This is a genomic window from Marinomonas sp. AWM4_232 (assembly GCF_056158325.1).
Genome location: NZ_JBSWTA010000001.1, coordinates 3617685 through 3636180 on the forward strand (window position 1 = coordinate 3617685; position 18496 = coordinate 3636180).

Genomic DNA, 18496 nt, shown 5'->3' on the forward strand with positions numbered 1-18496 from the left:
AAACTCAAACATGCATTCATGTGCACCAAATCAGCTCAACAATCCCACTTAATAAGCGATGTACATGCTTTATTCCTGTATTCAATTTGAGCGCAGAAATTCAGACATTTCAGCAATGCATAACTCTTTCACAAACTTTTTTATTAACCACAACAGTTGGCACAAGAAATGCTATTGCTTGTGTTCCAAAAATTAACCTTGAAGAAATGCAATGACCCTAAGTAGATCCCTTCTAAAAGTAACTATTACCCTTTTTATCAGTATTTTATTTGGTAATGTGATGGCGAAAGAACAAAACCAACCTTTTAAAGTTGCCTCCGTAGAATTCAATCCTATCTTTAACGAGCTTGACCAAAACCTAGTGTCATTAAGCAAAGATATCGAAACCGCTCTAAAAAACGGAGCTAAGTTAGTGGTCGCCCCTGAAATGGCGACAACAGGCTACCTATATAATAGCCGTGAAGAGATCAAAAACTTTACCGACACTATTCCAAGTAAAACAACAGACATGCTAGGTGCTCTGGCTAAAAAGTACCATGCCTACATAGTCACCGGCATGGCCGAAGAAGATAGCGAAACTGGCATTTACTACAACTCTGCGGTGCTTGTCGGACCAGAAGGCGTTATCGGCTCTTACCGTAAAACTCACCAATGGGAAGCAGAAGAACATTGGGCTGCCTGGGGTGATTTAGGCTTTCCTGTGTTTGAAACAGAGCTTGGAAAGATTGCCATCAATATTTGTATGGATTCAGGCTATTTCGAGAGTTCAAGAATTCCAACTCTTAACGGTGCGGACATTATTGCTTTTCCGACTAACTCATCGATTCAAGCAATTTATTACAACCAAGCACGTGCCATGCAAAACGGGGTCTACATTATTGAGGCCAACCGTAACAATACCGAAAAAAGCTTTCACATGGTTGGTATGAGCGCAGTTATTGATCCTAACGGCAACATCATCAAGGAAGCTCCATTCGTATCTAAAGACGACGAGGAGTCTAAAGAAACCACTATTGTTTACGCTCAAGTAGATCCTAAAAACTACTCAACCAGAGAAGACAAACTCAAAGGTCGTCGCCCTGAGTTATATCAACCTTTGATGCTCCACATTGCGCCATGGAACTACAAAATCGACAACACTGAGCGTGAAATTCGCAGTGTTGCCCTTCAGTACCAACCTATCCTAGGTGACAAAAAAGCAAACCTTTCAAGCATCAAATCATTGGTTGTAGACCTAAATGACACGGATCTTGCGGTGCTGCCTGAATACAGCTTGACTGGTGAACACATGCAAATGACGTCAAGCATAGCTAAGAAATGGGCTGAGCCAATTAATGGCGACACTTTCAAAGAAATGAGCGCTTTGGCTAAGACAAAAGGCGTTAACCTTATCTACACGCTAATTGAGCAGGACAAAGATGATCTCTATGTTACTGCAGTGGTATTGGATAAATCAGGCCAGTTAATTGATACTTATCGCAAAACCCACCTAAACGCGAGCGAAGCAACTTGGGCCACTGCAGGCAATACGATTAAAGCCATCGATGTACCTGAAGTCGGTAGAGTTGGCGTGATGCTTGGCGAAGAAGTGCTTTACCCTGAAATTGCGGGGGTTTTAAGTGGTAAACGTGCTGACATCATCGCCATTCCTTCCTCTTGGGCAGGCGAGTACGGCGGTTACGTACAAGTCAATCAACAAGCCGTTGCCAACCCTTACCCTAAAAATTCAATGGTGTTGTGGGATGCCGTAGCCTTTTCGGCACAAGCCTACACTGTCGTCGCGAACTTTATTGGTTCTGAGCAAAATTACAAGGGAGCAAGCGCATTGTATGGCTTGGATCCGCTTTATGGCTTAGACCAAGCGCAAGTGGCTTCAAACGACAAAGAAGAAGCGCTTTATGTGAACTTTAAGACCAAAAATCACGATTGGTGGCTTAACCAATTCAACATGGTGTCATCACGCAGAACAACATTCTACAAACCTCTCGTTCTACAATAAGCAATCCGTAAACTGACGTCGCCCACTTTGCTAACAAACGGATGACGTCAGTTTTTCGGCACAGTAAGTACCAGATAAGCAAAATCATTTTTAAGGCTTACCGTACATTAGCCCTAATAGATGCGTTTTTCCTCTTCTGGCAATGGGTCTATGTCTGAGTAACGTATAGAGTGACTTTGATTTTGGATCAGATGCACATGCTCACGTTTTAATTCGCGTGGCTCAGAGACGCCGCATGCATGTACGATCAGCCCAACACTATGTTTCATTTCACTAACATAATTTGCGACGCGGGCAGCTTTTTCGTGTGGTAGCAAGCCTTTTTGAAGCTTTTTATCATGGGTAGTAATGCCTGTAGGACAAGTGTTTTTATTACACTTAAGTGCCTGAATACAGCCGATAGAGAACAAAAAGCCCCGCGCGCTCACCACCGCATCAGCCCCCATCGCAAAGGCCCAAGCCACTTTGCCAGGTATCATCAATTTGCCTGTCGCAATAATCTTAATACGAGGCCTTAAGCCATAAGAAGTCACACGGTTCACCACCTGCGGCAGACTTTCTCGAACAGTCATGCCCACGTAATCCATCAAGGTTTGAGGAGCAGCGCCGGTACCGCCATCCGCGCTATCTAAGGTAATAAAGTCTGGTGCGGATTCAAGCCCGCGGCGATGAATCTCACTAAACAAATCGTCAAAGAACTGCAACTCACCTACCACTAATTTTATGCCAGTGGGTTTGCCCGTGAGCGTTCTTACCTTAACGATCATGTCTAACAACTCGTCGATATTGCCAATGTCTACGTGTCGATTAGGGCTAATCGAATCTTCGCCTTGCTTAATATTACGCACCTCGGCGATTTCCGCGGTGACTTTTTCTCCCGGCAACATGCCACCTTTGCCTGGTTTTGCCCCTTGAGACAATTTTATTTCGATCATTTTAACCTGTTCATAAGAGGCTACTTTTTGCAGACGATCAGTATCTAAATGCCCTTCACTGTCTTGCACTCCATACTTCGCGGTGCCGATCTGAAACACAATGTCACAGCCACCTTCTAGATGGTAAGGTGATAGCCCTCCCTCGCCAGTATTCATCCAGACGCCCGCTTTGGCTGCGCCAATCGACAACGCTTTTACCGCAGGCTCAGAAAGCGCACCATAACTCATGCCAGAAATATTGATGATGGAGTTAGTACTGTAAGGCTGTCGCGCTGTGTGTTCGCCGAAAACAACGGCTTGTGGTTCAACCGCTTCACTGGCCAACTTTGGAAAAGCACTACTAACGAAAAACACATCACCCTCTTGAGTGAGTGGTCGAGTCGAACCAAAACCTTGAGTGGTATCCTCATGCTTGGCCGCACGATACACCCAAGAGCGCTCAGCTCGATTAAAAGGCAGCTCATCGCGATCAAAGGCAAAAAAGTATTGCCGAAAAAACTCTCCTAAATGCTCGAGGGTGTAACGCATTCGCCCGATCAATGGATAATTGCGTCGAATCGTGTGCTTAGTTTGACGCACGTCGATAAAATATAAAATGCTGAAGTAAACTATTACTACCAGCACTAGCGCGAACACAATGATCGCGCCCCATTGTATTATCCAATTTGAAATAGCCAGTTTCTGATCCATAAGTATTCCAAGCAGTTGTTATTAAGGGGTTGTGATCAGCGAAGGAAATTGTCTTTTAGCAAATCCACTACTTCATCCGCGCGCCCATTTAATACCGCTTTCATACCAAATAAAGCTGTAGACGCTACCTGACCAGCTTCAATCTTCGGCGGCATTACCAACTCCATTGGACTGACCTTCACATCCAACAATGCAGGTTTATCAGATGCTAGCCATTGCGACATGGCATTTTCTAATTCATCTGGATTCTCAACTCGCCAAGCATCTAATCCCATGGCTTTGGCGACCTCTGAAAAATCAGGGTTCTGCAATTTAGTAAAGCTATCTAACTGACCTTCAACACGCTGTTCCATCTCCACAAAGCCCAAGCTTTCATTATTGTAAATGAGCAATTTGACGGGTGTGTTTTCTTGTATCAGCGTAAGCAGATCACCCATTAACATCGTCATACCACCATCGCCACACAAAGCTATCACTGGGCGCTCAGGATAAGCTTTGGCAATCCCCATCGCCTGAGGATACGCATTGGCCATGGTGCCATGTGACAGACTGGTGAGAAAACGGCGTGAACCTTTTGCGTCTAAATGACGCAGTAACCAGACCATGGGCGAGCCACCATCGGCTGTGAAAATCGCATCATCGCCCGCTAGCTCATTCAAGCGGCGAGTCACGGTTTGCGGATGGATCAACGAGTGTTTAGATACCTCTTCTTTGCGATAACTCTCTTGATCTTTCTGCCATTGCTTAAGCGCCTTATCTAGGTGCGCCTCGTCGGTTCGTTGGTTTAGCTTAGGAAGTAGCTGCTCAATGGACGCTTTCACATCGCCCGTCAAACCTAAGTCGATCGGGCAACGCTTACCCAAATGAGTTGGCTCAAGGTTGATTTGAGCAATCTTGGCATGGTTAGGATAGAACTGGCTGTAGGCAAAATCCGTCCCAAGACAGATCAGAAGGTCACATTCTAGTACAGATTCCATACCGGCTTTGTTACCTAAAATACCCGTCATACCGACTTGGTAGGGATTATCCGGCTCTACAAACTCTTTCGAGCGCGAGCTGTGTACGATAGGTGCTTTCAGGCGGTCAGCCAACATTATCAATTCTTCATTAGCGCCCTTAGCACCGATACCCGCATACAAGGTAATTTTGTCAGCGTCGTTGATTAGGCCTACCAACGTATCCAACTCGGCTGGACTTGGGTGGATCACTGGCTGAGAACGATGTACTGACCAACGGGTATCACTGTTAACTTTCTCTTTAAACATATCGCCATTAACCACCACAACCGCCACGCCTTGGTATGCAAGTGCTGCTTGCGCAGCTTGAGTGATAATGCGCGCTGCTTGATCAGGATGAGAAATGCGTTCGCAAAAGACCGAGCACTGTTCATAAAGTTTGGTTTGATCGACTTCTTGTGGAAAGTTAAGGCCTTCTTCCTGGCGATCCACATTTGAAGCAATGAATACTAAAGGTGAGCCATTGCGGTGAGATTCAAAAATACCGTTGATAAAGTGTAAGCTGCCTGGGCCACATGTACCTGCACACAATGCAAGCTCTTGAGTCATATACGCCTCAGCACCAGCCGCAAACGCGCCGACTTCCTCGTGACGCACATGCACCCAATCAATGTCTGAGGTGCGAATCTTATCGGTTAAGTGATTGATGGTATCGCCGACCACACCGTAACAACGTTTTGCACCTGCCTCAGCTAACGTTTCAACGATCACTTCTGCTACATCTTTGCTCATCTTATGCCACTCCTTAGTTAGGTATCCCAACATAATGGCGTAAGCGCAGTACTATGTCTTAGCGACAGAGACTGTTTCTTCGAATCTGCAAATAAGCATTAATAAAACACAATGTTCAAAAAAAACTACCACTACGTGTAAGAACTGAATCCTATTAACATCGAATACCAGTCACTTTTTAAGGTAGGTGTTTTAATTAACTTCCATCAATGGCAAAGTAACAGCGGTTATCACTTTGTAGCAATTTGCCTTTGAAGGTACGGGGTAACTTATGAAACAAAGAAAGTTCAATAGTTAATGGAAGCGCTTTCTAAATTCGCTAGGCGTCAAACCAATGATTTTGATAAACGTCTTGCGACAAGCACTCACGTCATCGTAGCCAATGCTTGTACTAATCGATTCAAAAGCTTGTTGCGAGGATTCCAGTAAATCACATGCACGCTGAATTCGTACACGTTGTAAGTATTGGCTCGGGCTCAATCCTGTCGCTTTGATAAAGCGTCGCTGCAGTGTCCGCTCAGTTAAATTGGCGAGCCTTGCTAACTGAGACAAGGTCAAAGGTTTAGCAAAGTGATCTTGTATAAAATGCTGTACCGCGACAATGTTATAATCACCGTGTTGTAAGCTTGGCGTAAAAGGCTGGTAATAACGCTGTTCACGTTTACCGGTATCAATAACCAATGTTTTGCCGACGCGTCGCATAATAGCGGGAGTGCCAAGTTGCGCGATGACCTCTAGCCCAAGATCCAACCATGACATCAAACCACCTGCCGTTATGATATTCCCTTGATTGATCAAAATCGCATCGGTCGCCAACTCAATAGCGGGATAAAGCGACCTAAAATCTTCACTCAACCCCCAATGGGTGGTGACCTTTTTATTCTTCAATAATGGCGTTTTAGCGAGAATGAATACCCCGGCACAGGCAGAAGCTAAAATACCACCCTGCTTGTGTTGGTTGGTGAGCCAATTGACCAAGCTCTCATCTGGCGCAAAGACAAAACTGTGTTCTAGGCTTGGCGGTATGATGATAATGGAGAAATGGGAACAGGTGTTTTGTGAGTGGAATTCATCTGGCCAACGCAAAATATCGGTTATAAAACGATGCTTCAGTCCCAACTCAACACTCGCAGTGTTGGCTAATTGCAGCATCTCTTGCAGACCGAATACCGCAGACTGCAAACACCCTGGATATGCCAAGACAGCAATATTTACTGAATGTAGTTGAGTTGTCATTTTGTCGTATTTAACCCTTAATATGTCATTTAAGACACTACTGAACTCTTCCCTTAAAATCCATAATTTCCCTATCAAATACACATAGAGATAGGAGAGTTAAATGAAAAAAGCATTAGTTGTGGTCGATGTACAAATGGAATATTTCCCAACTGGCTCATACCTTCAATGGGACGTTGAGCGTGCACTGGATAAGACCATACAGGCAATACAGCATTTTCGTGAAAAGGGCGACTTGGTCATTGTGGTGCAACATATAGCTGACCAAGAATCGCCCATATTTAACCCTAGTAGTACGGGCATTGACATTCACCCTGCTGTGCTAGATGAGGCTGTTGACGCGCCCATTATCGTTAAAGCGCATGCGGACAGTTTCTTAAATACGAACTTAAACGATGTTCTTCAAGAACACGCCATTGATAGCATCGTTGTATGCGGCATCATGACGCAAAACTGTGTGACCCACACAGCCATATCCTCCAGCGCAGCCAACTACCAGGTGCAAGTATTGGCCGAAGCTTGTACCGCACCAGATGAAATGGTTCATAACATTGCTTTGGCGGCATTGAATGACCGAGTTGAACTCATTAGCCTGAATCAACTTTAATCTACATAAAAGATCTTCAAAGCGGCAAATAGGCCGCTTTTTTCGCCTCAGCGCTACTCGAAGCGTTGGCCTCTTCATTGCCATGAGTTAGAGGCTAGCCTATTCGGAATACCATTTGCTGAATACTGTATATATGTACAGTTTAATGCTAAATTTACCCAAATACCTCAAGGACAGAGGATTTGAGTTTGCCAAAATCTAGAAAACAACTGATTAGTATTGCTGATACACCTTACTACCACTGCGTTTCCCGCTGTGTTCGTCGAGCGTTTCTGTGTGGTGAAGGCCGTGTGACTTTATTTACAAGCCAACGTATATCTTGCGCTTTAAAGTTGCCGATCAACGTTCCAACAAGAATACTAACCAATGCGATAACTAGGCCGATAGTCACGCTTTCTCCAAACAATGGTACGGCTAGGACGCTTGCGAAGACAGGAACCAACGCCATTAACGCCCCCATTCTTGTCGCTCCGATCATTTGCACCGCCTTCCCAAAACAAATCATCTGAACAATGATAGCCAAAAGCCCTTGGTATACAGCTTGTATTGCTAACATGCTAACAGGTGCCTCCCCGATTGACTTTGGCAACCACAATGCGTAAACCGGCGCATACATCACACACGTTGTCGCGACTATTCCGATAGTGAACTCCATCGCTGGAATTTTCCAACGTCGTAACAATACAGTCATCAGTCCCCAAGAAACGCAGGCTAGTACAAAGTAAATATCGCCCTTAAGGTTGTCGCTCCCGTGTAGCAAAGTTTCTACGAGCAACGCTAAAATGCCTAAACTGCTGATCAAAATACCCGCTTTAACTTTATGTGAATGCCGCTCACCTGCCAATAAATATGCCATAACGGCAATAACTATTGGCATAAGTCCTGGCAACAATAATGCAGCGTGTGTCGCGGGTGCATTGGCAAAACCCGAAAACGCAGTAGCACAGTAAGCAATGCCGCCAATAGCACCTAGTGCGAACATTTTTTGTGTAAAAACACGCTTTCTCATTTTTATAATGAAAGGTAGCAAAAGAATAAATGCTGTTCCAAATCGGATCATAATCATGTCTGAAACGCCCAGCGCACTCAATGAACCGGCGCGAGAAACGAGAATAAAACCTGTCCAGATAATTACTGCAACCAATCCATACAAGTAACCTTTATTGACTTTGTCCATAGGTACACTTCTCTAACTAAGTTGTTTGAATAAGACTTAGTTTACAAAACAACCCCTTTCTTTAATAATGAATAATTATGAAGGTTTATTTCTTATTTAAAGAAGGTTTGATCATTCTATGGACATCAGCGACCTATCAATATTTGTAGCCGTGGTAGAACAAGGCGGCGTCAGCGCAGCTGCGAAACACCTACACCGCGTACCCTCGAATATTACAGCCCGTATTCAGAAGCTTGAAGACGAATTGGGTAAGTCGCTTTTCATCAGAGAAAAAAACCGCTTAAAGGTTAATAGCTCTGGGCAAAAGCTATTGAAGCACGCTAAAAAAATATTAACGTTACAGCAACAAGCTATGTCCGAATTAACGGATCAAGCGCCTTCGGGACTTCTTAGACTTGGCTCAATGGAAAACAACGCCGCCTCCAGGCTGCCTTTTGTATTATCTGACTTCCATCGAAAGTTCGATAAAGTTGAGCTTGAGCTAAAAACCTCATCTTCTGGCCAACTTGCGAATATGATCATTGCTGGTGACCTCGATATTGCATTTGTTTCCGATCCACCAGACGACATTAGATTAATGAAGTCCTTTTGCTTCGACGAAGAGCTGGTCATGATTCTTCCGTTAGAGTACGACGGCGTGCCATTGCCTGAACAGGTGACTATGATTGGTTACAATAAAGGCTGCTCATACCGAGCCCGGTTAGAGCAATGGCTTAGAAAACACAATCATGAATGCGAACGTATTATTGAAATCCCCAGCCACTATACGATGATCAGCTGTATAATAGCTGGCATGGGAATTGGGATCGTACCTAAATCTGTACTCGCTCTTCATAAATTTAAGGGAGAGTTTGCGCAGAGATACATAGAAAAAGAACTGTCCTGTTCTCCAACCTACCTCATCTGGCGCAAAGACAATGGTATGAGTGCAATAAACGCATTTGTCGAATCAGTCGAAGAGGCCAAAGTGAAATTAATGGCCTAGGGGAAGTGCGAAGAAATCCAGTATAAAAAACGCATTTACAGCGCTAAGTAAAACCAACAACCAAAAGTACTGCATCCCTTTGCTGGTAACCCATGGGCAGAGCAACCCAAAGGCCTGCCCTTTAAGCTAGAAGACTACCTAGAACTCGTGGATCTCACTGGCCACATTGTGCGCCAAGATAAACGCGGTAACATCGACTTATCTTTTGCGCCGATCCTGCAACGTCTCAATATCTCATCGGAAAACTGGCTCACCATCGCCACGCAATTTGAACAACATACCTTCGCCGCTGTTGGGACCGAAATCATCCTCTCCAACTACTATCAAAACGCTGGCTATAAACGAAGGCCCAAAATCAGCCAAGCCAAACAGCTATTAGCATAACCATTCCCCTCCGCTCTTTTGCTATTGCCTTACTGGTAAGACAGTCACTCGTCTGAAACACACCAAAACATGCCAAATATAGCTAACTTTCCAACTAACACGCATGAAAAAGCCAGTTTCGACTGAAGCTAGCTAGTTGTTTGGTGCTGGTTAGAATTGATGTGCCAGTCACTTTTTAAGGTGGGTGTCTCAATTAACTCAACTTATTCTTAAATATTTTTCTAACAACCAAATACTTTGCAGTTGAAGCAGAGGCAAAGATTAAAGCGATTATCGACGCTTCAATGAAATCAAATATAGAATAATAGTGATATGGTGCGCCTAGTGATTTTGAAAGATGTTCCAAAAAAAGTAACTCGAGAATGAAGAAAATAGCAAAGCACACCCAGAAGAATTTCTTCATTTAACTTAACCCCTGCATTTGTGGAATGAAATCTCATGTCCTGATAAGCAGCCCTTGCCTTAGTTGTAGAAGATATGCCGCCGAAGTCGCTATGATTAGCATTAGCAATTATTAAGGTGGGTGTCTCACTTTATTACCGTAATTTTAATCACACCAACTAACTTCTACTTTCCTTTTGTCGTGTGTGTTTCCTTTAGGGTTTAACCAAGAGCAATCATTGCTTCCAAAAGTATAGCCAAAAGAAGCTGTGACATCACTGAACTCGTAAACCTCTCGTACGGATTTATTGTCAATAAAATAATAGTCTGTTTCTTTATATCCAGTTGGAAGCATTAATGGGATAGGTAAAACTAAAACAAAAGCCCCTATTCCTCCCCAAGTATATCCATCATAATAGGTTAGAACCTCACATTTTTTATAATTCCAAATATCATCAGGCTTTCCCATTTTAGAGATGAATTGTTGTTTGGTTAATTCCTTACTAGTAAAGTTTTTGTTTTCTCTTTCAAAAACACCGACAGTACCAACTGCTAACCCCGTACATCCACTAATACAAGCCGCAAAAAACAGTAACAATAAAATTTTCATAGATAAAACTTAAATATATTTAATATAAGCAATGTAAATAAAGCTAACTTTGAAGGCAATCAATAAGAAAACCGGTCTAAAGGCCGGCTCTAAACCATGAGACTACCTAGAGCTTGTTGACCTCACTGGCCGCATAAGATAAATATGTCGGCGTCGATCTATCATTTGTCCCCATACTGCAACGCCTCAACATCCCATCAGAAAACTGGCTCACCATGGCAACTCAATTTGAACAACACACATTCGCCGCCGTTGGCATTGAAACAATCCTATCCAACTACTACAAAAACGCCGGCCCAAGCTCAACAAAGTAAAACAGTTCAAATAACGCCAATTTTCCAACCTTTAGTCACAAAATACCAGTTTCGACTGGAACTGGCTAGTTGTCTAGTGCTGGTTATAACTGAGCTATCAGTCATTTTTTAAGGTGGATACCTTGATTAATTACTTCTTTAAAAATAATAAATTTCTATTAAAGAAGTATATTGGGTAAAAAGCAAACGCTATAGGAATTGCTAAATAAACCATTAATATTAAAGGTGAGCTAGATAACTCATTTCCAGTTTTATTAGAAGCAATATAAATATATAAATAGAACAACAACGTTTCCAAAAAAACAAAAACAAAATAACTAAAAAAATTACCGAATCTAGTTTTTCTAGTTAATATATTAGCTAGTATTGCCGGGGTGATATTCCAAAAAATCAAAAATAATGAAACAAATATCCAGTCATCACTTCCTAAAGGATTGCCTATTCCCATGGATAATGCTCTAATTAAGGTTATTATTATGACAAATAAAAATATGATAAAAGAAGAAAATATAGATCTAATTAAAATTTCGTTTATCAACGATAAGCTGGATTTTGAATTTTGCACGGCAAACATTTTCCTATGAAATACATCGAGTGAATTCTTACATCATGCGCGGCATCAGCACCGTCAAAATCGGAAAGGCTTTCATCTTTTTTGATAGAAACCACATCCAGAATAGAATTCGTCCAGCTGTTACTGTTTTTCCCAAACCAAGGTAATGGATAAGCTATTGGTACACTTTTCTCATTGATGATGTAGTAATCTATTGCTGTCAAAATTTGTTCCAACAATGCTTCATCGCTGGTATTTGCATCTGGATAAAACTGCTTCCCCTGCGGCTTTTTATACAAAAATTGCTCTGATAAAACCGAATCTTTACCACCAAAGTACTCACGAGCATTTGTGAAATCAGCCTCTTCAAATGGTATAAAAGTCAATCGATTATATTTAGATTCCTTATCAATCTTAATATTATGAGCACCTAAAACAATTCCGTATTTGTCACCTATTTTTCTACTTGAAATCAGCAGTTTCGAATTCTTAAGCCTAAAAGATCGATGCTCACCCGTAACGATGGTAATGAATTGATGTCGGCCTATAGGAAGTCCATTTAGATCTCTACTTATAAGATGAAACTCCATTTCCCCTACCCCTTGAAGGTTTGTTTAGAGGCATAAAATACGAAATTATAGCTGTACTCGCAATTTACTTTACTGTTTCCTTACTTGTCATTACTTTTTCTTTGTGCTTCCGAGTTGAATCCGCAATAAAGCTCTTCAAAGTTAAATCATCAAGCCACAATGAAGACTTTCTGATTAAACAATGTGCTTTGAATTATTTTTAAGGTTGGCACTCTTATCATGTTCTCCTTAAACGCTACAAAACAATACGTACATCACAAATTTCATACAGCTAACTAAAAATGCCAGTTTCGACTGGAACTGGCTGGTTGTTTGGTGCAGGTAAGAATTGAAGTACCTGTCACTTTTTAAGGTGGGTGTCTCAATAGCTCTTTTATTCAATCAGGTATTATCAATCAAACTTCATTGCATTAATGATTTCACTATTTATATTATTTAAAAATTCAAGTCTATCAAACCCTTCTGGATCTTTTGCTACAGGAATATCTTCGCTCTCCACCAACCACTTAGGGAAAGGAGCTATAAATGCATAATGATGAGCATTGGATACACGGTAGGTACTAGTCGTTTCAGCTGAAAAAGCCTTATAAAGAGGGCGCGCATGATATTCTGGCATCGCAATTTGGTCAGAATCAAATGCAAAAACATTTAAATTACTAGTAGACAGTTGAGAACCTGGGTCTATTCCTTGAAATATAGGAGCCACGAGAACTACTTTATCGGTAATCAACGGTTTCTCAGTTAGCGGATCAGTTGTCGGTTTCAAAACAACATCGTGTCGGAATGATTGAAGTAGTCGATATATCCAACCAGGGTCCTCACAGAAATTAGGATCTAGTGACTGATTACGCTGACAGTACTCACTGTAACGATCAAAGGAAAACGTAGCTCCTGACGCCATCATTATAGAAACACTACCTAAAGAATAGCCTACGCCATGTACTTTTTGATCCTCCACATGATCATGGAACTCTTTAGAAGTTAAAACAGTCTCTAGAGACTCACTTAACTCAAGGTATCGATAGTGCAATGAAGCTGATGTGTCATTACTGCCCAACAGATAATCAGCCTCATGCTGAGGAGAAATCACGACGTAACCAAGCTGAACTAGCGCTTGGATAGTTAAATAATGATTTCTGTAAAAGCCATTATAGCCATGAGAGAAAAGCACTATCTCGTACTTTCCATCTTTTATAGGGGCATTTTCTGCCACCAGAACATCGAATGGACCAATTCTTTGAGTGGATGGTGTGCTATCACTGGGATACCAAACAGCAAAATTCACATCATTATTAGACATCTCTCTGAAGCCCATTGCAAAAGACGCCGTTGAATACATAAGAGAAAAAAAGAAGGCAAGAAACACTTTAATAGTTAGTTTCTTTGTAAGTTTATACATAAAAATAATCCCATTCTTGTTGAAAAAGCTTCCATTTACTTCGTCATGAAATCGGCAGCCCTGGGACCATCTCTCTCATAGCAACAATAATATTAAAACCAAAAGTCCATATCATCTAATAATTTAAACGCAATACGGTTTTAGTATAGTAATATGCACAGTGTTGATACATGCCTCTTCAGATTAAAAGTCCATGCTGTTTGAGAAAGAGAGGCCTAAACGAGGTTTTAAAAACCATAACTGTATATTTATACAGTTATACATTAAACTTACCCAAACACCTCAAGGATAGAGGATATGAGTATGCCAAAACCTAGAAAACAACTGATCAGCATTGCTGATACCCCCTACTACCACTGCGTTTCCCGCTGCGTTCGTCGAGCGTTTCTATGTGGTGAAGACCCTGTGACTGGCCAAAGCTATGAGCACCGAAGGGATTGGGTTGAGAAGCGATAGCTGTTTCTAGGCCGTATTTTTGCCATCAAGGTCTGCGCTTATGCCGTAATGAGCAACCATACCCACCTAGTATTATTTATCGACCATGAAACCGCAGAAAGCTGGACAGCAGAAGAAGTGTTATGGTAATCCCCCCGAAAAATAACAGCAGCCAAAAGTAGAATTTTCTCGTACTCTAAACGCAGGAGGTTCTGCATGAAAAAATCACGTTATACCGATAGCCAAATCATGGCCATACTAAAGCAAGCAGAGGCAGGCACACCCATTCCTGAGCTATGTCGAGAGCATGGTATGAGCTCGGCAACATTTTACAAATGGCGGTCCAAATATGGTGATATGGATGCCTCTTTAATGGCTCGTATGAAAGAACTTGAGGAAGAAAACCGTCGTCTTAAAAAGATGTATGCAGAAGAACGGTTAAAGGCGGAGATCATACAGGAAGCCATGGCAAAGAAGTGGTGAAGCCATCCCTTCGACGAGAGATGTCACTTCATGCTGTAGCGAATAAGGCGGTGAGCATTCGTTTGGCCTGCTCTGCTTTTATGATCAGTGAAACCTGTTATCGTTACAAGAGCCTTTTGAATGATGACAATGCTTTGATCGCTAAACTTTTAGTTGACCTAGCAGAGACTCAAACGGATTGGGGGTTTGGGCAATGCTTCTTTTATCTAAGAAACGTAAAAGGCCACACTTGGAATCATAAACGTGTCTATCGAATCTATTGCGAGTTGGCGTTGAATCTACGAATCCGCCCAAGAAGACGCTTAAAGCGGAACGTACCTGAACCCTTGAAGGAGCCAACCAAACGAGATCAGGTTTGGTCTATGGACTTTATGCATGACCAACTTATCGATGGTCGCCACTATCGTCTATTTAACGTAATCGATGACTTCAAGCGCGAAGGACTAGCGATGGAAGCAGGCTTTTCCTTACCGACCTTGAGGGTGATACGCACGCTTGAGCAATTGCTTGAATGGCGAGATAAACCACAGATACTGCGTTGTGATAACGGGCCGGAATTTGTGAGTCATGAGTTTACTCGTTGGGCTAAAAAGAAAGGCATTAGAGTTGAATACATCCAACCTGGCAATCCACAACAAAATGCTTATATTGAACGATATAATCGAACAGCTAGATATGGATGGGTAAGCAAGCATCTTTTTGAAACACTTGAGGAAGTGCAAGACTATGCAACGAAATGGTTGTGGTTTTACAATCACGAAAGACCACATACAGCTAACGGAGGCAAGCCACCTCTAATGGCTGCTTAACCTCTACTTTTGAGCTAAGTTAAAAAAGGGAGGATTACCTTATCTCGCTGGCACGCTATCCATAAAGGCACCATGATCACTCAGCAATACATGTTGCAAGGCCAAGTACCTGAGTACTTACAACCACTTCTAGATGCTACGGTTGAGACTTATCGACAACGACTAATGGACATCAGTTGGTTTCTTAGAGAACTGAATGAAAATATCGCCAGACAGGCTAATTATGAAGACAACTGCACGGGACGTTTCTGGGAAGGCAGATTCAAGTCTCAAGCACTACTGGACGAAGCTGCGCTGATGGCTTGCATGACCTATGTGGATCTCAACCCTGTTCACGCCAAGATGGCCGACACACCTGAGACCTCAGACTATACCTCCATCAAAACACGCATTCACAGCGCTAAGCAAAACCAACAGCCAAAAGTACTGCATCCCTTTGTTGGTAACCCACGGGCAGACCAACCCAAAGGACTGCCCTTTAAACTTGAAGACTACCTAGAACTTGTCGATCTCACTGGACGCATTGTGCGAGAAGATAAACGCGGCAGCATCGACCTAAGCTTTGCTCCCATTCTAAAGCGCCTCAATACCCCATCGGAAAACTGGCTCACCATCGCCACCCAATTTGAACAGCACACCTTCGCCGCTGTTGGGACAGAAACCATCTTATCCAACTACTACCAAAACGCCGGCTACAGACGAAGGCCCAAAATCAGCAAAGCCAAACAGCTACTGGCCTAACAAATTCCCTTCGCTTTTATGCTATTACCTAACTGGTAAGACACCCACTCGCCTCAAATTCACCAAAACAGTTCAAATACAGCTGATTTCCCAAATTGCACGCTTAAAAAAGCCAGTTTCGATTAAAACTGGCTAGCTGTTAGGTGCTGGTTAGAACTGAGTGACAAGTCACTTTTTAAGGTGGGTGTCTCAATTAACCCGTTTCGAATTCTTAAGCCTAAAAGATCGTTGCTCACCCGTAACGATGGCAATGAATTGATGTCGGCCTATAGGAAGTCCATTTAGATCTCTACTTATAAGATGAAACTCCATTTCCCCTACCCCTTGAAGGTTTGTGTAGAGGCATAAAATACGGAATTATAACTGTACTCGCAATTTACTTTACTGTTTCCTTACTCGTCATTACTTTTTCTTTGTGCTTCCGAGTTGAATCCGCAATAAAGCTCTTCAAAGTTAAATCATCAAGACACAATGAAGACTTTCTGATTAAACAATGTTCTTTGAATTATTTTTAAGGTTGGCACTCTTATCATGCTCTCCTTAAACGCTACAAAACAATACGTACATCACAAATTTCATACAGCTAACTAAAAAGCCAGTTCTGGTTAGAACTGGCTGATTTAGAAGAGCTGTTTAGAACTGAGCTGCAAGTCACTTTTTAAGGTGGGTGTCTTAATAAACTAACTATCAATTTAACTCGACTCATACTTGCTTCTTTACTCTTTCCCACTCGTCTTTTAAGAGTTTTTGAGTAACCTCTTCCAAACGATCAAACGTATCCCAAAAGTGTTGATGACCTTTATCTGAAACTGATTCTTCACCTGCAATTTTATATAAAGCATCAACTTCCTTCATAATATCCTTACTCAACGGCTCTGTAGGGTTCAAATACAGGTTTATTTTAGTCCTACACGCCCAAGCTTCACTCTGAAGATTCGCCGATTGATAAAACAAGTCTTCGGACTGTTTGGCGTTTTGCTCAGATATATACGTTTCGGGATGCTCAATATTAACACTCATTAACTTAGAATGATTATCATATTTCTGAATAATTCCTGTATATTGAGCGATAATATCTCGAACGTTATCAATCCAATCCTGTCTGCTCGTTGATATCCTCTGTGCAGTAGATTGTTTTAAATCTAATTCATTACGCTGTGATGCTAAATCTTTCTGTAACTGGATAGTCTTATTTAAATTTTTGACTGTTAAATAAGTAGTTCCCATCACAACTATTGCCGTTACGAAAATGCTTCCAGCGGCAATCCAGTCGGTTGAAGTTGGTATTGAAATAACCATTTCTTGAAGTTCTTTAACTATTACTTCAGTGTTTAATTTCGCCATACTTTACCTATAATTTGACTTTTTAAACAGCTCATATGTTTTTAAAAGTTATTTTAATCGTATAAAACCCATACCAATTACTAAAGTTAAAATTTCTACTTTCCGCATCATCTATCTCAAAAGATTTTTTCAGATACTCATTCCTTGATATAAAGTTTTCATGTCTAATCCTGTCATCATGAAGAGCCTTTTGAGCGTCATAAAATTGGTCATCTGAATCTGAGGTATCCCCACAAAATTTCAATATAGATCAGAATGTTAGAGCAAGAAGGGAACGTTCATAGCTCTTGGCGATCAATAATTTCGCCAAAAACAACTCACCACCAGAGCCATGAACGCGACTACTATATTGAACAAAATCCTCCCGATTGTCAGCCCCAACATGCATAAAACTCGACGCAAAGCGCTATCTGCTTGCGTACTCAGCTTAGCGCAAGGAAGCCTTTGTACCGTAACCAGTATTGGTCGAGGGATCCAATCAAGTGCTTATGAAAAGCACCGTATTAAACGTTCAGACCGCCTGCTCTCCAATCCGAACCTGCGACGTGAATCTATTTCGCTGTATGCCCACATAAGTCGGCTTTTTGTGGTTCGATCTCGTCCAATTATCAGCGTGGATTGGTCAGATTTAGATGCCCGTGGTCAGCATTTCTTGATTCGCGCCAGTACCGCTTTTGAAGGTCGATCCATTACACTTTATGAAGAAGTTCATGACAAACTCACAAAAGAAAAACCTAAAACGCACCGGCAATTTTTGAGAATGTTAAAAGCTCTGCTTCCAAGTAAAGCGAAGCCCATCATTGTAACGGACGCTGGTTTTAAGACACCTTGGTTAGAGGAGGTCGTGAAGCAAGGCTGGGATTATGTCGGTCGAGTCAGAAAGCCACGTAAGTACTATGATAACTCGCTTCAAGCTTGGCGTTGTATATCCACTTTATTCTCAAACGCCAATCAAAAACCTCAGCATCTTGAGCTTAAACATCGCCAGTCAAGTCCGGTCACCAACCAGTTTGTTCTGTAAGCGTCCGGCCATTCACACCTTAATCTAGCACCTTAGATCCGACATAGTCATGACT

The 18496-nt window shown here is 42.1% G+C and carries 15 protein-coding genes and 3 pseudogenes; 9 read left to right on the top strand and 9 right to left on the bottom strand.

The window, feature by feature from the left end; all coding sequences use genetic code 11:
• The first annotated feature begins 211 nt into the window (after positions 1–211).
• Complete coding sequence (locus tag ACXAC1_RS17140) at positions 212–1999, top strand: nitrilase-related carbon-nitrogen hydrolase (protein ID WP_475063048.1); 1788 nt, start codon at positions 212–214, stop codon at positions 1997–1999.
• Between the two features lie 113 nt (positions 2000–2112).
• Here the strand turns inward: ACXAC1_RS17140 and ACXAC1_RS17145 are convergent, their stop codons facing one another.
• From ACXAC1_RS17145 to ACXAC1_RS17155, 3 genes are all read right to left on the bottom strand, one after another.
• On the bottom strand, positions 2113–3624 hold the full coding sequence (locus tag ACXAC1_RS17145) for an FMN-binding glutamate synthase family protein (RefSeq protein WP_475063050.1): 1512 nt from the start codon (positions 3622–3624) through the stop codon (positions 2113–2115).
• Positions 3625–3659: 35 nt separating this feature from the next.
• Positions 3660–5372: a thiamine pyrophosphate-dependent enzyme gene (locus tag ACXAC1_RS17150; protein WP_475063051.1), complete on the bottom strand. Its 1713-nt coding sequence runs from the start codon at positions 5370–5372 to the stop codon at positions 3660–3662.
• 294 nt (positions 5373–5666) lie between these two features.
• Positions 5667–6608 carry a GlxA family transcriptional regulator gene (locus ACXAC1_RS17155; protein WP_475063052.1) on the bottom strand — a complete coding sequence of 314 codons (942 nt, stop codon included), beginning with the start codon at positions 6606–6608 and terminating at the stop codon, positions 5667–5669.
• A gap of 103 nt (positions 6609–6711) precedes the next feature.
• Here ACXAC1_RS17155 and ACXAC1_RS17160 point away from each other — a divergent pair, with 103 nt between their 5' ends.
• On the top strand, positions 6712–7215 hold the full coding sequence (locus ACXAC1_RS17160) for a cysteine hydrolase family protein (RefSeq protein WP_475063054.1): 504 nt from the start codon (positions 6712–6714) through the stop codon (positions 7213–7215).
• Positions 7216–7403: 188 nt separating this feature from the next.
• Positions 7404–7511: pseudogene (locus ACXAC1_RS17165) on the top strand (transposase); the annotation flags it as partial.
• Between the two features lie 53 nt (positions 7512–7564).
• Here the strand turns inward: ACXAC1_RS17165 and ACXAC1_RS17170 are convergent.
• Positions 7565–8392 (bottom strand): annotated as a pseudogene (locus tag ACXAC1_RS17170) (DMT family transporter); the annotation flags it as partial.
• A 118-nt stretch (positions 8393–8510) separates the two neighbouring features.
• On the opposite strand from ACXAC1_RS17170, the gene ACXAC1_RS17175 reads away from it, so the two are divergent.
• Both ACXAC1_RS17175 and ACXAC1_RS17180 read left to right on the top strand, forming a co-directional pair.
• Entirely contained in the window at positions 8511–9377 is an 867-nt protein-coding gene (locus ACXAC1_RS17175; protein WP_475063056.1) for a LysR substrate-binding domain-containing protein, read from the top strand.
• A 168-nt stretch (positions 9378–9545) separates the two neighbouring features.
• The gene (locus ACXAC1_RS17180; RefSeq protein WP_475063058.1) at positions 9546–9761 is read left to right on the top strand and encodes a hypothetical protein; all 216 of its coding nucleotides are present in this window, start codon (positions 9546–9548) and stop codon (positions 9759–9761) included.
• 547 nt (positions 9762–10308) lie between these two features.
• On the opposite strand, the gene ACXAC1_RS17185 is transcribed toward ACXAC1_RS17180, so the two are convergent.
• The 4 genes from ACXAC1_RS17185 to ACXAC1_RS17200 all read right to left on the bottom strand — a co-directional run bounded on the left by ACXAC1_RS17185 (position 10309) and on the right by ACXAC1_RS17200 (position 13608).
• Positions 10309–10752 (bottom strand): hypothetical protein, encoded by a 444-nt coding sequence (locus ACXAC1_RS17185; RefSeq protein ID WP_475063060.1) that lies wholly within the window; start codon positions 10750–10752, stop codon positions 10309–10311.
• A gap of 444 nt (positions 10753–11196) precedes the next feature.
• Positions 11197–11631 carry a hypothetical protein gene (locus ACXAC1_RS17190; RefSeq protein ID WP_475063061.1) on the bottom strand — a complete coding sequence of 145 codons (435 nt, stop codon included), beginning with the start codon at positions 11629–11631 and terminating at the stop codon, positions 11197–11199.
• Positions 11601–12209, bottom strand: coding sequence for a hypothetical protein (locus tag ACXAC1_RS17195; RefSeq protein ID WP_475063062.1), 609 nt, complete (start codon positions 12207–12209; stop codon positions 11601–11603). Before ACXAC1_RS17195 ends, ACXAC1_RS17190 begins: the two co-directional genes overlap by 31 nt.
• Before the next feature lie 391 nt (positions 12210–12600).
• Positions 12601–13608 carry an alpha/beta hydrolase family protein gene (locus ACXAC1_RS17200; RefSeq protein WP_475063064.1) on the bottom strand — a complete coding sequence of 336 codons (1008 nt, stop codon included), beginning with the start codon at positions 13606–13608 and terminating at the stop codon, positions 12601–12603.
• 303 nt (positions 13609–13911) lie between these two features.
• Here ACXAC1_RS17200 and ACXAC1_RS17205 point away from each other — a divergent pair.
• The 3 genes and pseudogenes from ACXAC1_RS17205 to ACXAC1_RS17215 form a co-directional block, all read left to right on the top strand.
• Positions 13912–14187: pseudogene (locus tag ACXAC1_RS17205) on the top strand (transposase); the annotation flags it as partial.
• A gap of 72 nt (positions 14188–14259) precedes the next feature.
• Positions 14260–15335 (top strand): IS3 family transposase gene (locus ACXAC1_RS17210; protein WP_475058248.1). Its coding sequence is split into 2 segments (ribosomal slippage): positions 14260–14521 and positions 14521–15335, totalling 1077 coding nucleotides; the frame shifts between segments, so codons are not numbered across the junction.
• A gap of 72 nt (positions 15336–15407) precedes the next feature.
• Complete coding sequence (locus ACXAC1_RS17215) at positions 15408–16076, top strand: transposase (RefSeq protein ID WP_475063066.1); 669 nt, start codon at positions 15408–15410, stop codon at positions 16074–16076.
• A gap of 702 nt (positions 16077–16778) precedes the next feature.
• Here ACXAC1_RS17215 and ACXAC1_RS17220 read toward each other — a convergent pair.
• Complete coding sequence (locus tag ACXAC1_RS17220) at positions 16779–17420, bottom strand: hypothetical protein (protein WP_475063067.1); 642 nt, start codon at positions 17418–17420, stop codon at positions 16779–16781.
• A gap of 382 nt (positions 17421–17802) precedes the next feature.
• On the opposite strand from ACXAC1_RS17220, the gene ACXAC1_RS17225 reads away from it, so the two are divergent.
• Positions 17803–18441: an IS4 family transposase gene (locus ACXAC1_RS17225; protein ID WP_475063068.1), complete on the top strand. Its 639-nt coding sequence runs from the start codon at positions 17803–17805 to the stop codon at positions 18439–18441.
• The last annotated feature ends 55 nt before the right edge of the window (positions 18442–18496 follow it).